The organism is Saccharopolyspora sp. MMCC62, from assembly GCF_057736575.1.
This window is the reverse complement of the sequence record NZ_JBYKCM010000001.1, coordinates 189,917-204,950: the sequence shown is the minus strand read 5'-3', so window position 1 is coordinate 204,950 and position 15,034 is coordinate 189,917. Positions and strand designations below refer to the sequence as shown.

The 15,034-nt window shown below is 74.1% G+C and carries 14 protein-coding genes; 4 read left to right on the top strand and 10 right to left on the bottom strand.

Translation table 11 applies throughout. From position 1 onward, the window contains the following. Positions 1-41: 41 nt before the first annotated feature. Positions 42-821, bottom strand: a complete 780-nt coding sequence (locus tag AC29IT_RS00965) for an SDR family oxidoreductase (RefSeq protein WP_358445212.1) — start codon at positions 819-821, stop codon at positions 42-44. Then, a complete protein-coding gene (locus AC29IT_RS00960) occupies positions 818-1,999 on the bottom strand; it encodes an acyl-CoA dehydrogenase family protein (protein WP_358445209.1) in 1,182 nt (393 codons plus the stop codon). The genes AC29IT_RS00965 and AC29IT_RS00960 overlap by 4 nt, the downstream gene beginning before the upstream one ends. A 129-nt stretch (positions 2,000-2,128) precedes the next feature. On the opposite strand from AC29IT_RS00960, the gene AC29IT_RS00955 reads away from it, so the two are divergent. The 4 genes from AC29IT_RS00955 (at position 2,129) to AC29IT_RS00940 (ending at position 6,563) form a co-directional block, all read left to right on the top strand. After that, positions 2,129-2,989: an enoyl-CoA hydratase gene (locus AC29IT_RS00955; RefSeq protein WP_488217486.1), complete on the top strand. Its 861-nt coding sequence runs from the start codon at positions 2,129-2,131 to the stop codon at positions 2,987-2,989. A 13-nt stretch (positions 2,990-3,002) separates the two neighbouring features. Further along, positions 3,003-4,163 (top strand): acyl-CoA dehydrogenase family protein, encoded by a 1,161-nt coding sequence (locus tag AC29IT_RS00950; protein ID WP_488217485.1) that lies wholly within the window; start codon positions 3,003-3,005, stop codon positions 4,161-4,163. Further along, entirely contained in the window at positions 4,160-5,158 is a 999-nt protein-coding gene (locus tag AC29IT_RS00945) for an acyl-CoA dehydrogenase family protein (RefSeq protein ID WP_488217484.1), read from the top strand. The genes AC29IT_RS00950 and AC29IT_RS00945 overlap by 4 nt, the downstream gene beginning before the upstream one ends. A gap of 235 nt (positions 5,159-5,393) precedes the next feature. Then, positions 5,394-6,563 carry an acyl-CoA dehydrogenase family protein gene (locus tag AC29IT_RS00940; protein ID WP_488217483.1) on the top strand — a complete coding sequence of 390 codons (1,170 nt, stop codon included), beginning with the start codon at positions 5,394-5,396 and terminating at the stop codon, positions 6,561-6,563. Positions 6,564-6,623: 60 nt separating this feature from the next. Here AC29IT_RS00940 and AC29IT_RS00935 read toward each other — a convergent pair whose 3' ends face one another. From AC29IT_RS00935 to AC29IT_RS00900, 8 genes are read right to left on the bottom strand one after another with little or no spacing between them, the layout of a single operon-like run. Next, positions 6,624-7,796 (bottom strand): MCE family protein, encoded by a 1,173-nt coding sequence (locus AC29IT_RS00935; RefSeq protein ID WP_488217482.1) that lies wholly within the window; start codon positions 7,794-7,796, stop codon positions 6,624-6,626. Then, positions 7,796-8,851, bottom strand: coding sequence for an MCE family protein (locus AC29IT_RS00930; RefSeq protein ID WP_488217481.1), 1,056 nt, complete (start codon positions 8,849-8,851; stop codon positions 7,796-7,798). Before AC29IT_RS00930 ends, AC29IT_RS00935 begins: the two co-directional genes overlap by 1 nt. Continuing rightward, on the bottom strand, positions 8,851-10,002 hold the full coding sequence (locus AC29IT_RS00925; protein ID WP_488217480.1) for an MCE family protein: 1,152 nt from the start codon (positions 10,000-10,002) through the stop codon (positions 8,851-8,853). The genes AC29IT_RS00930 and AC29IT_RS00925 overlap by 1 nt, the downstream gene beginning before the upstream one ends. After that, positions 9,999-11,009 carry an MCE family protein gene (locus AC29IT_RS00920; protein ID WP_488217479.1) on the bottom strand — a complete coding sequence of 337 codons (1,011 nt, stop codon included), beginning with the start codon at positions 11,007-11,009 and terminating at the stop codon, positions 9,999-10,001. The genes AC29IT_RS00925 and AC29IT_RS00920 overlap by 4 nt, the downstream gene beginning before the upstream one ends. Beyond that, positions 11,006-12,043, bottom strand: coding sequence for an MCE family protein (locus AC29IT_RS00915; RefSeq protein WP_488217478.1), 1,038 nt, complete (start codon positions 12,041-12,043; stop codon positions 11,006-11,008). Before AC29IT_RS00915 ends, AC29IT_RS00920 begins: the two co-directional genes overlap by 4 nt. Further along, positions 12,040-13,362: an MCE family protein gene (locus AC29IT_RS00910; protein ID WP_488217477.1), complete on the bottom strand. Its 1,323-nt coding sequence runs from the start codon at positions 13,360-13,362 to the stop codon at positions 12,040-12,042. The genes AC29IT_RS00915 and AC29IT_RS00910 overlap by 4 nt, the downstream gene beginning before the upstream one ends. Continuing rightward, positions 13,359-14,228 (bottom strand): MlaE family ABC transporter permease, encoded by an 870-nt coding sequence (locus tag AC29IT_RS00905; RefSeq protein WP_358441705.1) that lies wholly within the window; start codon positions 14,226-14,228, stop codon positions 13,359-13,361. The genes AC29IT_RS00910 and AC29IT_RS00905 overlap by 4 nt, the downstream gene beginning before the upstream one ends. Further along, entirely contained in the window at positions 14,228-15,022 is a 795-nt protein-coding gene (locus AC29IT_RS00900; protein WP_358441702.1) for an MlaE family ABC transporter permease, read from the bottom strand. Before AC29IT_RS00900 ends, AC29IT_RS00905 begins: the two co-directional genes overlap by 1 nt. Between the last annotated feature and the right edge of the window lie 12 nt (positions 15,023-15,034).

The following is a 15,034-nucleotide window of genomic DNA, read 5'->3' as shown; positions in this document are numbered from 1 at the left end:
GTCGAATGGGCCACTCACCTGCGGTGCTCGCTCGCCGGAGTTCAGGGGTGCTGGCTGCTGACCGAGAGGACTTCCCCGGTCAGGTAGGTGGCGTAGTCGGAGGCGAGGAACACGATGGTGTTCGCGACCTCCCAGGGCTCGGCGGACCGGCCGAACGCCTCGCGGGATTCGAGCTCCGCGAGCAGTGGCGCGGAGGTCACCTTCGCCAGGTGCGGGTGCAGCACCAGGCTCGGCGCCACCGCGTTCACCCGGATCCCGTGCTCGGCGGCGTCGAGGGCGGCGCACCGGGTCAACGCCATCACCCCGGCCTTCGCGGCCGCGTAGTGCGCCTGCCCGGCCTGCGCGCGCCAGCCGACCACCGAGGCGTTGTTCACCACCGCTCCCCCGCCGCCGGCGTCCCGGAAGTGCCGGATCGCGGCGCGGGTGCAGCGGAACGTGCCGTTGAGGGTGACGTCGAGGACGCCGTCCCACTGCTCGTCGGTCATGTCCTGGATCGCGGCCGTGCCGCCGAGCCCGGCGTTGTTGACGACCACGTCGAGCCGCCCGAACTCATTGGTGGCGGCGTCGAACAGGTGCCGCACCTGCTGCTCGTCGGTGACGTCGCACGGCACCGCGAGCACCTCCGCGCCGGGCAGCGCGGCGAGTTCCGCCCGGGTGTCCTCCAGCCGCCGCTCGTGCCGGTCGCTGAGCACGACGCGGGCGCCTTCGCGCAGCATCCGGCGCGCGGTGGCCGCGCCGATCCCGGTGCCCGCGGCCGCGGTGACGAGCGCGGTCCGGCCGGTCAGCAGCGCGTGCGGCGCGGGTTCGGCGGGAGCGGTCACGGCCGGGCCTCCTTCGGCAGACCGAGCACCCGCTCGGCGATGATGGTGCGCTGGATCTCGTTGGAGCCGCCGTAGATGGTGTCGGCGCGGGAGAACAGGAACAGCCGCTGCCGCTCGTCGAGCTCGTACGGCGCGCCGGCCGCGACCAGCCCGGCCGCTCCGGCGACCTCCATCGCGAGTTCGCCGAGGCCGCGGTGGAAGGTGGCCCAGTACAGCTTCGCGGTGGAGGCCTCCGGTCCCGCGGTGCCCTCGGCGACGCCGGTCAGGGTGCGCAGCGCGTGGAACCGCATCACTTCCAGCCCGATCCACGCCCGGCTGATCGCGTCCCGCAGCACGGGGTCGTCCATCGCCCCGTTGCGGCGGGCGAGGGCGGTGATGCGTTCCAGTTCGCGCCGGAACACCACCTGCTGGTCGATGGTGCCGACGCCGCGTTCGAAGCCGAGGGTGCCCATCGCGACCCGCCAGCCCGCGCCGGCCTCGCCGACGAGGTGGGAGGCGTCGGTGCGGGCGCCGTCGAAGAACACCTCGTTGAACTCGGAGGTGCCGGTGAGCTGGACGATGGGCCGCACCTCGACGCCGTGCTGCCGCATCGGCACCAGCAGGCAGGACAGCCCGCGGTGGCGCTGCCCCGGCGGTCCGGTGCGGGCGAGCAGGAAGCACCAGTCGGCCTGGTGCGCCAGCGAGGTCCACGTCTTCTGCCCGTCGATCACCCAGTCCGGCCCGTCGCGGCGCGCCCGGGTGGACACGTTCGCCAGGTCCGAGCCCGCGGACGGTTCCGAGTAGCCCTGGCACCACAGCTCGCGGACCGCGACGATCTCCGGCAGGAACCGGCGCCGCTGCTCCGCGCTGCCGAAGGCGATGAGCGTGGGGCCGAGCAGCTCCTCGCCGACGTGGCCGACGCGCACCGGTGCCTCGGCCCGCGCGTACTCCTCGTGGAAGATCACCTGCTGCGCGGTGGAGGCACCGCGGCCCCCGTGCTCCACCGGCCAGCCCAGGCAGGTCCAGCCGCCCGCCGCGAGCAGCCGGTCCCAGGCGAGCCGCACCTCGAACGCCTCGTGCTCGCGCCCCGGCCCGCCCAGCCCGCGGGCGTCGGCGAACTCGCCGGTGAGGTGATCGCCGAGCCAGTCGCGGACCTCGCGGCGGAACGCCGCCTCGGCCGGGCTGTCGGTGAGATCCATCCGGGCACCGCCTTCCACCTCGCGGTTCGGATTCTGCAGCAGTCCAGCGGAAAATCAACCCCTACCAAGCACTTGCTAGTGTCGGTTAGCCTCGGGTGGCCGGGCGACTCCCGCGACGAGGAGCAGACGATGGCCGACGACGAACCGGTGGTGCGCTACGCGCGGGTCGAGCGGACCGCCGTGGTGACGATGAACCGGCCGCGGTACCGCAACGCGCAGAACTCCGCGATGACCTACGCGCTCGACGACGCCTTCTACCGGGCCTGCGCCGACGACGAGGTCGGGACGATCGTGCTGGCCGGGGCGGGCGAGCACTTCTCGGCGGGCCACGACATCGGCTCGCCCGGCCGGGACGCGGACGTGGACTTCGAGCGCCGCGCCGGGCTGTGGTGGGGCCACGTCGGCAAGTCCGGCGGCGAGTCCCGCTTCGCCCGCGAGCAGGAGGTGTACCTGGGCATGTGCCGCCGCTGGCGGGAGATGCCGAAACCGGTGATCGCGAGCGTGCAGGGCGCGTGCGTGGCGGGCGGGCTGATGCTGGCGTGGGTGTGCGACCTGGTCGTGGCCGCCGAGGACGCGTTCTTCGCCGATCCGGTGGTGCGGATGGGGATTCCGGGCGTCGAGTACTTCGTGCACCCGTGGGTGCTGGGGCCGCGGGTCGCGAAGGAACTGCTGTTCACCGGCAGGAAGCTGAGCGCGCGGCGGGCGCACGAGATCGGCATGGTCACCGAGGTGGTGCCGCGCGACCGGCTCGCCGAGGCCTCGCTGGCGCTGGCCGCGGAGGTCGCGGCGATGCCCCGGTTCGGGCTGGCGCTGGCGAAGAAGGCCGTCAACCAGGCCGAGGACCTGATGGGCAGGCACAGCGGACTCGACTCGGCGTTCGGGCTGCACCACCTGGCGCACGCGCACAACGCCGAGATCGGCGGCGACTCGCTCGCCGGGATGGACGCGAAGGGCATGAAGCGGGCCGCCGACGACGGCCCGACCCGCTGAACCGGAGGCCGCCGTGGACCTGAGCTTCTCCGCCGAGGACCTGGCGTTCCGCGACGAGGTGCGGGCGTGGCTCGCGGCCCACCTGCCGCCGGAACCGCTGCCGTCGCTGGAGACCGCGCCCGGGTTCGCCGCGCACCGCGCGTGGGAACGCGTCCTGCACGAAGCCCGGCTGTCGGTGGTGTCCTGGCCGGTGGAGTTCGGCGGCCGGGACGCGTCCCTGGTGCGGTGGCTGCTGTTCGAGGAGGAGTACCACGCGGCCGGGGCGCCGGGCCGGGTCGGGCAGAACGGCATCTTCTTGCTGGCGCCGACGATGTTCGAGCACGGCACGCCGCGGCAGCGGGAGCGCTACCTGCCGCCGATGGCGTCCGGGGCGGAGATCTGGGCGCAGGCCTGGTCGGAACCGGAGGCGGGCAGCGACCTCGCCGGGATCCGCAGCCGCGCCCACCGGGTGCCGGGCGGCTGGCGGCTGTCCGGGCAGAAGACGTGGAGCTCGCGGGCCGCCTTCGCCGACCGCGCGTTCGGGCTGTTCCGCACCGATCCGGACGCGCAGCGGCACCGCGGGCTCACCTACTTCCTGTTCCCGCTGGACGCCGAAGGCGTGGTGGTGCGTCCGATCCCCCGGCTGGACGGGAAGCCGGCGTTCGCGGAGATCTTCCTGGACGAGGTGTTCGTGCCGGACGAGGACGTGCTCGGCGGCGTCGGCGAGGGCTGGCGGGTCGCGATGAGCACCGCGAGCAGCGAACGCGGCCTGTCGCTGCGCAGCCCCGGCCGGTTCCTGGCGGCGGCGCGCCGGCTGGTGCGGGCCTGGCGGGCGCGCGACGCGGACCCGGAGGTGCGGGACGGGGTGGTGGACGCGTGGGTCGGCGCGCAGGCCTACCGGCTGGCGACCTTCGAGACGGTGACGGAGGTGCTCGACGGGGCGCGGATCGGCGCGGAGACGAGCCGCAGCAAGCTGTTCTGGTCCGAACTGGACATCGCGCTGCACGAGACGGCGCTGCAGCTGCTCGGCCCGGACGGCGAGCTGGCCGCCGACTCCCCGGGCGCGCCGGACGGCGGGTCGTGGGCGGAGGGCCACCTGTTCGCGCTGGCCGGGCCGATCTACGCGGGCACCAACGAGATCCAGCGCAACGTCGTCGCCGAGCGGCTGCTCGGCCTGCCCCGGGAGCCGCGATGAGGTTCACCCGCACCACCGCCCAGCAGGACATGGCCGAGTCGCTGCGCGCGCTGCTGACCGGCGCGGACGGGCCCGCGGTGGCGCGCGCCTGGGCGGGCGGGGACGCGGCGCCGTGGTGGGGCTGCTGGGAGCGGCTCGGCGAAGTGGGGGTGTGCGGCGTCGCGGTGCCCGGCGAGCTCGGCGGGCTCGGGCTGGGCGCGGTGGAGACCGCGGTGTGCCTGGAAGAACTCGGTTACGCGGGACTGCCCGGTCCGGTCGTGGAGACCGTGGCGGTCGCGCCCGCGCTGCTGGCGGGCAGCGACGATCAGCACCGGCTGCCGGAACTCGCCGTCGGCCGGGCGGTGCTCGCGGTCGCGTTCGACGAGGTGGTGCCGCGCGCGCTGGACGCCGACGTGGCCGCGGCCGCGTACCGCTGCGCCGGGTCGCAGGTGTTCCGGGCGGAGCCCGTCGGTGCGCCGGAGCGGTCGATCGATCCGGCACGGCGGCTCTGCGCGCTCGGTTCCGCGGGCACCGCGGTGGCCGGGGCGCACCCGGCGGCGGCGTTCGACGCCGGGGTGCTGGCGTGCGCGGCGCAGCTGCTCGGCATCGGGCGGCGGCTGCTGGACGACTCGGTGCGGCACGTGCGGGACCGGCACCAGTTCGGCAGGCCGGTGGGGAGCTTCCAGGCGGTCAAGCACCGGCTGGCGGACGTGGCGCTGCGGCTGGAGTTCGCGCGGCCGCTGCTGCACGGGGCGTGCCTGTCGCGGGACGCGGGCACACCGCTCGCACCGCGCGACGCGTCGGCGGCGAAGCTCGCGGCGGCCGAGGCCGCGCACCTGGCCGCGCGCACCGCGCTGCAGGTGCACGGCGCGATCGGCTACACCGCCGAACATCCGCTGCACCTCTGGTCGCTGAAGGCCACCGCGCTGCGCGGTGCCTGGGGCGGCCCGTCCTGGCACCGGCGACGAATCGCGGACGCCCTCGCCACCGGGAACACCACGAACATCGGAACCTGACACCCCATCCACGAACCCGGGTGCCGGGCCCGATCGTTCTCCTGTCAGCGGCGCAGCCGCTGAGCCGCCGACCACCCGAGCAACTCGCACCGCAGCGGGTTCTCAGCTGCTTCCTCGCGAGGACAGCGATTTCTCCTGTGGCGGAGCCACCGGTGAAATCGATCCCGCAGCGAGGGAGCAGCTGAGGTTCCGCCACCCGAGACCTGTGCAACGGAAGCCGAGAGGAGAGAATTTCGTGCACTTCGCGTTCACCGAGGAGCAGTGGGGCCTCCGGCTGGCGGTGCGCGCCCTGCTGGACCGGGACGGCGGGCCGCACGTGCCCGCGCCACCGCCGGCGCCCGCGCCGGCCGGGCACGACCCGGAGCTGTGGCGGCGGCTCGGCGCGGAGATCGGTGCCGCCGGGCTGACCGTCCCCGAGGAGTACTGCGGCAGCGGCGCCACCCTGGTGGAGAGCTGCCTCGTCGCCGAGGAACTCGGGCGCAGGCTCGTCCCGTCCCCGTTCGTCGGCGGCACCGCGCTCGCCGTCGAAGCCCTGCTGGCCGCGGGCGATCCGGCGGCCGCCGACCGGCTGCTACCGGGCATCGCCGCCGCCGAGCGGCTGGTGGCGCTGGCGTGGGCCGAACCGGAGAACCCGTGGCGGGACGCGGGATTCGCCACCACCGCGCGGCTCGACGCGGGGACGTGGCTGCTGGACGGGTGCAAGAGCTTCGTGCTCGACGGAGCCCGGGCGGACGCGTTCCTCGTCGTCGCGACCAGCCCGGACGGGCCCGCGCTGTTCGAGGTGGACGCGGCGGCGGTCGCGGTGCTGCCGCAGCCGACCGTCGACTCGACGCGGCCGCTGTGCGCGGTGGAGCTGGCGGCGGCGCCCGCTGTGCCGATCGGAGCGGCCGGACCGATCAGGGCGGCCGGACCGATCGGGGCTGCCGGGCCGACCGGGGCTGCCGGGCCGGTGCTGGCGCGCTGCCGGGACGCGGCGGCGGTGCTGCTCGCCGCCGAGTGCATCGGTGCCGCGGACCGGTGGCTCGGCGAGATCGTCGGCCACGTGCAGACCCGCGTGCAGTTCGGCAGGCCGATCGGCTCGTTCCAGGCGATCAAGCACCGGCTGGCCGACCTGTACGTGGCGGTGGAATCCGCCCGCTCGCTCTCGTACGCCGCGAGCTGGGCGGTCGGCACCCGCGACGAGCGCGGGTCCGCGTGGGCCTCGATGGCGAAGTCGCTGTGCTGCGAGACCTACCGGGACGTGGCCGCCGAAGGCGTCCAGCTGCACGGCGGCATCGGCATCACCTGGGAGCACGAGGCGCACCTGCACCTCAAACGCGCCCACGGCACCGCGCAGCTGTTCGGCACGCCCCGCGAGCACCGCCGCCGCCTCGAAGCCCTCCCCGGTGCCCTGGGCTCGAGGTGAGTGGCCCACCGGACCGACGAGGCTGGGCGAATGGGCCACTCACCTGGCGAGGAAACCGGTTCACGGCGGTGGCAGCGGGAACGGCAGCGGCGGCTCGGCGGCGGGCACCGGCACCGCGTCGGGAATCGGGGCGCGGGGGACGTTGGCGGAGCCGCGGACGTTGGTGGGGCTGTCCGGTGGTTCGGCGCAGTGGATGTCCGGGTTCGCCGGGATCGGCGTGGTGTCGTCGCCGAGCCGCCGCTCGGTGCCCTCGTAGCCCTTCTCGCAGGCCAGCGGGTTGAAGAAGTTGAGCACCACGCCCAGGTGGCCGCGCCCGTCGCCGTCCTGGGCGCTGTGGCTGGTCGCCGACATCATCGGCATCGCCACCAGCACGTTCTCCAGCGCGGGCCCGCGGACGTCGAGCAGCCGGACGGTGGTGAGCAGGTTCGCGGTGGTCGCGGCGAGCCCGCTGCCGCTGTCGCGCAGCAGCCCGTCGAGCTGTTCGGCGGCGGGTGGCGCGACGTCGGCGAGCCGCCGCAGGTCGGGGTCGGAGGCGCGCAGCTGCTCGGCGACCTGGCGCAGGCCGCGGCTGAACTCGATGATCTGCCCGGATTGCCGCTGCTGGGTGCGCAGCACCACGTCGGAGTTCGCCAGCAGCGCGGTGGTGCTCGGCAGGTTCCGGTCGGCGGCGGCGATGAGCGACCCGGTGCTGTCCAGCATCCGCTGCAGGTGCGGCCCGGTGCCCTGCAACGCGGTGCCGGATTCCGCGACGACGGTGCGCAGCGCGTCCAGCGGCACGTCCGCGACGAGCCGGTCCAGGTTCAGCAGCAGCGATTCCGGCGCGGGCGGCAGCTCGACGCGCTCGGCGGGGATCACCGATCCGTCCCGCAGCACCGGCCCGGGCTCGTCGTCGGGCCGCAGGTCGAGGTACTGCTCCCCCACCGCCGAGCGGTTCGCCACCGCGGCGCGCGCGTTCGCGGGGATGGGCGGGGCGGCGGAGTCGACGTGCAGGTCCAGCGCCGCTCCGCCATCGGTGAGCCGCACCCCGGTGACCCGCCCGACCGCCACTCCCCGGTAGGTGACCTCCGAGTTGGTGAACACCCCGCCGGTGTCGGGCACCTCCACCACGACGGCGTAGCCGCCCGCCCCGAACAACCGGTCCAGCCCCGCGTAGCGGGCGCCGGTGAACCCGATGCCGACGACGGCGATGAGCAGGAACAGCCCCAGCCGGATCTTCGTGGCCCTGCCGAACATCACGGCCCCCCGAGCGGGAGCGGTGCCCCGGAGCCGTCGGAGATCCCCGGCAGCGGCAGCAGCGGCCCGCTGCTGTTCGACAGGTTGCCGAGCACACTGGTCAGGTCCAGGTCGAGGTCCACGTCGACGTTCACGAAATCCCCCTTGAGCGGCACCATCGCGTCCTCCGGGAACGGGTAGCTGGCCAGGTAGCCGATGGCCTTCGGCAGGTCGGTGCCCGCCTTCGCGAGTTCGCGCAGCGTGGGCGCGAGCGCTTCGAGGTCGGCGACCAGGTCGTCCCGGCTCGCGTCGGCGGTGCGCACCGCGACCTGGGAGAACCGGTCGAGGGACTGCAGCATCCGCACCAGGTCGCCGCGCTGCCGCTCCAGGACGCGCAGCCCGGGTTCGAGCCCGTCCAGCCCGGTGGTGAGGTCGTCGAGCTGTCCGCGCAGGTCGGCGGAGAGCCGGTTCACCCCGTCGAGGGCGCGGGTGATGTCCTGCTTCTGCGCGTCCAGCCGGAACACCGCTTCGTCCACTCTGGACAGGAGCGAGCGGACCTGCGGCTCGTTGCCGCCGAGCGCGCGGTCGAGTTCCTCGACGATGCCGTTGAGCTGCGCCACCCCGCCGCCGTTGAGCAGCAGCGACAGCGCGCCGAGCACCTCTTCGACCTGCGGGTTGCGGTCGGTGCGCTCCAGCGGGATCTCCGCGCCGTCGCGCAGCGCGTCGCGGGCGGGTTCGGCCGGTGGGGCGAGTTCGACGAACTTCTCCCCCAGCAGGCTGGACTGCCGCAGCCGCGCCTCGGCGTTGGCGGGCAGCCGCACGTCCCCGTTGACCACGAGGGTGACCACCGCGGTGGCGTTGTCCGGGGCGAGCCCGATGCCGCGGACCTTGCCGACGGGTACGTCGTCGACCTTCACCCCGGCCTGCGGCACCAGGTCGAGGACGTCGGCGAACCGCACCCGCACCTGGTACGGGTGGTCACCCAGGTCGGCGCCACCCGGCAGCGGCGCGTCCTGCAGCGGGGCGCCGCAACCGGTGACCAGCAGCAGCGCGCAGCACCCGAGCGCCCGGCGCATCACGGGCCACCGAGGCCGAGCGGCAGCGGCGGGAGCTCCCCGCGGGACAGGTGGTCGACCGCTTCGCCGGGCGAGGGCAGCGGGAGGACACCGTCGAGCACCCCGGCCAGCTCCGCGCAGGTCCGCCCCAGCTCCGGCGGGACCTGGGCGGGCGCGGAGGTCTGCAGCAGCTTGCACACCAGCAGCACCGGCGGGAAGGTGAGCTCGTTGATGTTGGCGCGCACCGCGACGGTGCCGGAGGCGGCGTCGTAGGCGTTGATGAAGTTGCTCATCCCGGTCGGGGCGATGTCGAGCACTTCGCCGAGCGCCTCCCGCTGCTCCACCAGCGCCCGGGTCACGTCGGCGAGCTGGTCGACGTTGGCGGTCACCGAATCCCGGTTGTCCCGCACGAACCCGTCGAGCTCGGTGAGCGCGCCCGTCAGCGAGTGCAGCGCGGCGGCGGTCTGCTGCCGCTCGTCGGCGAGGAACCCGGCCACATCGGCGAGCCGGGTGTGGAAGTCCCGCACCTGCGCGTCGTTGGCGGCCAGCGTCGCGGTGAACTCGTTGAGGTGGTCGACGGTGGCGAACAGGTCGCCGTGCGAGCCGTCGAGGGTGGCCGACAGTTCGCCGAGCCTACGCACCGTCTCGTTCAGCTTCACCCCGTTGCCGTCGAGGTTCGCCGCGGCGGTGCCGAGCAGGTCCGACAGCGCCCCGTCCCGGTTGGCGCCGTCCGGCCCGAGGGCTTCGGTGAGCGCGTTGGCGCTGCGGTACAGGTCGTCGAGGTCGGCGGGGATCATGGTGCGGTCGGTGCCGAGCACCGCGCCCGCGGCCAGTTCCGGCCCGCCTTCGTAGGCGGGGGTGAGCTGCACGTACCGGTCGCTGACCAGGCTGGGCGCCACCACGACCGCGCCGGCCGCGGCCGGGATGCGGACCCCGCGGTCCACGCTCAGCTCCACCCGCACCCGGCCGCCGTCGGGCCGCACCGAGGCGACGTGGCCGACCTCCACCCCCAGCACCCGCACCGCGGACTGCGGGTACAGGCCCACGGCCCGCTCGAAGTAGGCGGTGATGCGGGTGCCGGGGTCGCGCAACACCCACCACAGCGCGCCGCTGATCAGCAGCACCAGCACGCAGCCGAAGGCCAGCAACGCGGTCATCGGTCGCCGGTTCATCGCCCACCTCCCCGGAGGTCGCAGCCGTGCGGGTTCACCTGCAGCGGACCGGTGTCGACCGTCGGCGGGACGAGCCCGCACAGGTAGCCGTCGAACCAGCGCCCGTTGCCGACGGTGTTGTTGAACCCGGTGACGTAGGGCCGCAGCGCGGCGATGGTGGCCGCCACCTGGTCCTGGTTGCGCTGCAGCATGGCGGTGACCTGCTGCAGTTCGCGCAGCGCCGGGTTCAGCCGCTGCTGGTTGTCGGCGATGAGCCCGCGCAGCTGCGCGGACAGGTCCTGGGTGCCGCGCAGCAGCGAGGCGAGGGACTCGCGGCGCTGCTGGAGCTCGCCGAGCAGCAGGTTCCCGTCGCCGACGAGCCGGGCGACCTGCGCGTCGCGGTCGGCGGCGATGCCGCTGACGTCGGCGGCGTGGTGCAGCAGTTCGGCGAGCTGCTCGTCGCGGGAGGCGATGGTGCGGGACAGGGCGGCGAGCCCGTCCACGGCGCCGCCGAGGTGCTGCTCGCCGCCGCGCAGGCTCTCGGACAGCACCTGGAAGCTGCGCGCGAGCTGCTCGGTGTCCACCTGCCCGGTGCTGCGGGCGACCTGGTCGAGGGCGTCGGGGATGTCGAAGGGCACCTCGGTGCGCGCGTCGGGGATGGCGCGGTCCGGGTCCTGCGGGTGCGCGCCGTCCGGCCGCAGCGCCAGGTTCTTCGCGCCCAGCAAGGTCTTCAGCTGGATGGAGGCGGTGCTGCGGTCCCCGACGGGCACGTCCTCGACGCGGAACCGCACCAGCACCCGGTTCCCGTCCAGCCGCACCTCGGTGACCTCGCCGACCCGCACCCCGGCGACCTCCACGTCGTCGCCCGCGTCGAGCCCGGCCGATTCGGTGAACCGCGCGGAGTAGGTGGTGCCGCCGAGCAGCGGCAGGTCGTTCGCGAAGAACGCCAGCAGCGCCACGGCGGTCAGCAGCCCGAGGGCGAGGACGCCGACGGTGGCCTGGTCGCGGTCGCGCAGCGCGGTGCTCATGGGCGGCACCTCTCGGGCATCCGGGTCGGGGGCAGCGGCAGCACCTGGGCGCGCACGTCGAGCCCGGAGATGCCGACGGTTCCGGTGAGGCGGCACAGGTAGAAGTTGAACCAGCTGCCGTAGCCGACGGTGCGGGTCAGCGAGTCGAGCCGTCCGGGCAGCGTCCGCAGGTCGTGCTCCAGCTGCGGCAGCCCGGCGTTGAGGTTCGCCGACAGGTCGCCGAGCGCGGCGACGTCCTCGCGCAACGGCGGGCGGGCGTCGCGCAGCAGCCCGGCGGTGGTGCCGGTGAGCTCGTCGAGGGCGCTCACGGCGTCGCCGATCGGCTCGCGTTGCGCGGCGAAACCGCTGACGAGGCGCTGCAGCGCGTCGACGAGCCCGGCGAGTTCCGGTCCGCGGGCGCCGACCTGGGCGAGCACGGCGTTGAGGTTGTCGATGACCTGCCCGATGACCTGGTCCTTCTCGGCGAGCGTCCCGGTCAGCGATGCGGTGTGCGCGAGGATGCTCTGCACCGTGCCGCCTTCCCCTTGCAGCACCTGGACGAGTTCGCCGGAGAGCCGGTTGACGTCGCCGGGTTCGAGGGCGCGCAGCAGCGGCTGGAACCCGTTGAACAGCGCGGTGAGGTTCAGCGCCGGCCGGGTCTGGGCCACGGGCAGCACCGCGTCGGCGGGCAGCACCCGCTCGCCGGGTTCGAGGGCGGCGTCGAGGGAGAGGTAGCGCTGCCCGGCGAGGTTGCGGTACTTGACGGTGGCGATCGTGTCGGCGGGCAACCGCCGCGCCGCGTCGACCTGGAAGCGGGCCAGTGCCCGGCGCCCGTCGACGACCTCCAGCGAGGTGACCTGCCCGACCCGGACCCCGGCGATGCGGACCTCGTCGCCCTCGCCGAGCCCGGAGGCGTCGTCGAACTCGGCGGCGTAGCGGGTGCCGCCGCCGACGTCGGAAGCGGCGATGGTCATCGCGAGCAGCCCGGTGAGCAGCGCGGTGACGAGGGTGAACAGCGCCAGCTTCACCAGCGGTGCGGCCAATCCCGGCCTCATCGCAGCACCACCTCCGCACCCCGGTAGACGGGTCCGACGAGCACGCTGCTCCACTCCGGCACGCCGCTCGGGGCGCGGTGCAGGTCGGGGGCGAGCAGCGCGGCGACCAGGTCGCGTTCGGCGGGCGAGTTCGCCAGCGGCCCGTCCGCGGCCTGCGGGCTGGTGGCGGCGGGTTGCTGCTCCCCCGGCCCGTGCGGCGGTGGCGGGTGCGTGGAGCCGTCCTGCAGCGGCCCGCCGGGCGGGTACTGCGGGAAGCGGTCCGGCGGTTCGACCCACGGGTAGCAGCGCGGCCCGCGGGTGTCCTCGTAGCGGGGCGTGTCGACGCCGGGCAGGTACTCGCCGCGGCTGCCGGTGATCTCGATGGTGACCTTCTGCATCGGATTCGCGTCGCCCTTGCCGAACGCCCGCTCAGCGATGGGGATGCTGCGGGTGAGCTGGTCGAGCACGCAGGTGTACTGCGGCGCGTACCGGGCGAGCAGGTCCACTGTGGACCGCGAGTCGGCCGCGAGCCGGATCAGGTTGTCCTCGTTGGCGTCCAGGAACCGGGTGGCGTTCCCCGCGGTGACCGCGGTGGTCTTCCAGACGTGCTCGAACGCATCGCGGCGTTCCGCGATCGTGCCGCTGGTGGTGGTGAGGTCGCGCATCGCGCGCAGCAGGTCGGGGGCGGCCTCGTGGTAGGTGCGGGCGACGTCGTCGACGCGGCCCAGCACCGTGCCCAGCCGCGGCAGCGACGGGTTGAACCGGGCGAGGTAGCCGTCGAGGTCGCGCAGCGTGGTCCCGAGCTGCGCACCGCGCCCGTCCAGCGCCTGCGACACCGCGTTCAGCGTGGCGGCGAGCTGCTGCGGCTGCACGGCTTGCAGCAGCGGCAGCAGGTCGTCGAGGACGCGTTCCACCTCGATCGCGGCGGAACTGCGGTCCTGTCCGATCACGTCGCCCGCGACCAGGTGCGGGCCGGTGCCGGGCCCGGTGTGGGCGAGGGACACGTAGCGCTCCCCGAACAACGTCTTCGGCAGCAGCCGCGCGGTGGCGTCGGCGGGGATCAGCTCGGCCATCTCGGGGCGCAGCGCCAGGTCCAGTTCGGCGCGGTCCGGTCCGGGCCGCACCGCGCGCACCTCGCCGACGAGCACGCCGCGCACCTTGACGTCCGAACCGGCGCGCAGCTCGTTGCCCGCCCGGTCGGTGTGCAGCACGACCGGCACCACGGGGGTGAACGACTTCCGGTAGAAGCCGATCATGCCGGTGAAGAACAGCGCGGACACCAGCAGGAACACCAGCCCGAGCAGCTGGTGCCTGCGCCGGTCCCGCCGCGGCCGCCTCATCCGGCGATCCGCACGGTCGTGGTGGAGCCCCAGATCGCCAGGCTCAGGAAGAAGTCCAGCACCGCCACCAGCACGATCGAGGTGCGCACCGCGCGCCCGACCGCGATGCCCACGCCCGCGGGCCCGCCGCGCGCGGTGTACCCGTAGTAGCAGTGCGTCAAGATCACCACGAGGCTGAACACCAGCACCTTCCCGAACGACCACAGCACGTCCTGCGGCGGCAGGAACAGGTGGAAGTAGTGGTCGTAGGTGCCCGCGGACTGCCCGTAGAACCACACGGTGATCTGCCGCGACGCGAAGTAGGAGCCGAGCAGCCCCACCACGTACAGCGGGATCACCGCCGCGAGCCCGGCCAGCACCCGGCTGGTCACCAGGTACGGCACGGTGCGCACGCCCATCACTTCGAGCGCGTCGATCTCGTCGGAGATGCGCATCGCGCCGAGCTGCGCGGTGAACCCGCAGCCGACCGTCGCCGACAGCGCCAGCCCCGCCGACAGCGGCGCGACCTCGCGGGTGTCGAAGTAGGCGGCGATGAACCCGGTCAGCGCGGAGGTGCCGAGCTGGTCCAGCGAGGAGTAGCCCTGCAAGCCGACGATCGCCCCGGTGCACACCGTCATCCCGATCATCACGCCCAGCGTGCCGCCGATGACGGCCAGCGCACCGCTGCCGAACATCACCTCGGTGAGCAGCCGCCCCGTCTCCCGCGGGTACTTGCGCAGCGTCAGCGGCGCCAGCGCCACGGCCCGCAGGTAGAACGCCAGCTGCCACCCGAGCCCGGCGAGGGCGTCACCGGGGCGGGAGAACAGCAGCGCGAACCGGCGCCGCCACGGCGTCGGCGGCGGCAGGTACTGCTCGGTCACGACCATCACAACTCCTTCGGCGGAACGAGTTGCAGGTAGATCCCGGTGATCACCAGGTTGATCGCGAACAGCAGCAGGAAGGTGATCACCACCGCCTGGTTCACCGCGTCGCCGACACCCTTCGGCCCGCCGGCCGGGTGCAGGCCCCGGTAGGCGGCGACCACCCCGGCCACGAACCCGTAGAGCAGCGCCTTGAACTCGCTGACGTAGAGGTCCGGCAGCTGCGCCAGCGCGTTGAAGCTCGCCAGGTACGCCCCGGGCGTGCCGCCCTGCAGCACCACGTTGAAGAAGTAGCCGCCGGCCACGCCCACCACGCTCACCAGCCCGTTGAGCAGCAGCGCGACGAACACGGCGCCGAGCACGCGCGGCACGATCAGCCGGTGCACGACGGAGACGCCGAGCACCTCCATCGCGTCGATCTCCTCACGGATGGTGCGGGCGCCGATGTCCGCGCACACCGCCGAACCGCCCGCCCCGGCCACCAGCAGCGCGGTGATCAGCGGGCTGGCCTGCTGCAGGATGGACAGCGCGCTGGCCGCGCCGGTGAACGACTGGGCGCCGATCTGCTGGGTCAGCGAGCCGAGCTGCATGGCGATCACCGCGCCGAACGGGATGGCCACCAGCGCGGTCGGCAGGATGGTGACGCTCGCGAACAGCCACGCCTGCTGCACCCACTCCCGCACCTGGAACGGCCGCCGGGGCATGGCGCGCAGCACTTCCCAGGACAGCGTGGCGAGCCTGCCGACCTGGGCGAAGGCCGCGCTCGCCGGGACGCGGTGGCCGGAACCGGGCGAGTTCACGGCGACTCCCCG

Coding starts and splice junctions, on each gene's coding strand:
- AC29IT_RS00960 (WP_358445209.1), bottom strand. CDS start 1,999: ATGGATCTCACCGACAGCCCGGCCGAGGCGGCGTTCCGCCGCGAGGTC.
- AC29IT_RS00955 (WP_488217486.1), top strand. CDS start 2,129: ATGGCCGACGACGAACCGGTGGTGCGCTACGCGCGGGTCGAGCGGACC.
- AC29IT_RS00945 (WP_488217484.1), top strand. CDS start 4,160: ATGAGGTTCACCCGCACCACCGCCCAGCAGGACATGGCCGAGTCGCTG.
- AC29IT_RS00935 (WP_488217482.1), bottom strand. CDS start 7,796: ATGTTCGGCAGGGCCACGAAGATCCGGCTGGGGCTGTTCCTGCTCATC.
- AC29IT_RS00930 (WP_488217481.1), bottom strand. CDS start 8,851: ATGCGCCGGGCGCTCGGGTGCTGCGCGCTGCTGCTGGTCACCGGTTGC.
- AC29IT_RS00925 (WP_488217480.1), bottom strand. CDS start 10,002: ATGAACCGGCGACCGATGACCGCGTTGCTGGCCTTCGGCTGCGTGCTG.
- AC29IT_RS00920 (WP_488217479.1), bottom strand. CDS start 11,009: ATGAGCACCGCGCTGCGCGACCGCGACCAGGCCACCGTCGGCGTCCTC.
- AC29IT_RS00915 (WP_488217478.1), bottom strand. CDS start 12,043: ATGAGGCCGGGATTGGCCGCACCGCTGGTGAAGCTGGCGCTGTTCACC.
- AC29IT_RS00910 (WP_488217477.1), bottom strand. CDS start 13,362: ATGAGGCGGCCGCGGCGGGACCGGCGCAGGCACCAGCTGCTCGGGCTG.
- AC29IT_RS00905 (WP_358441705.1), bottom strand. CDS start 14,228: ATGGTCGTGACCGAGCAGTACCTGCCGCCGCCGACGCCGTGGCGGCGC.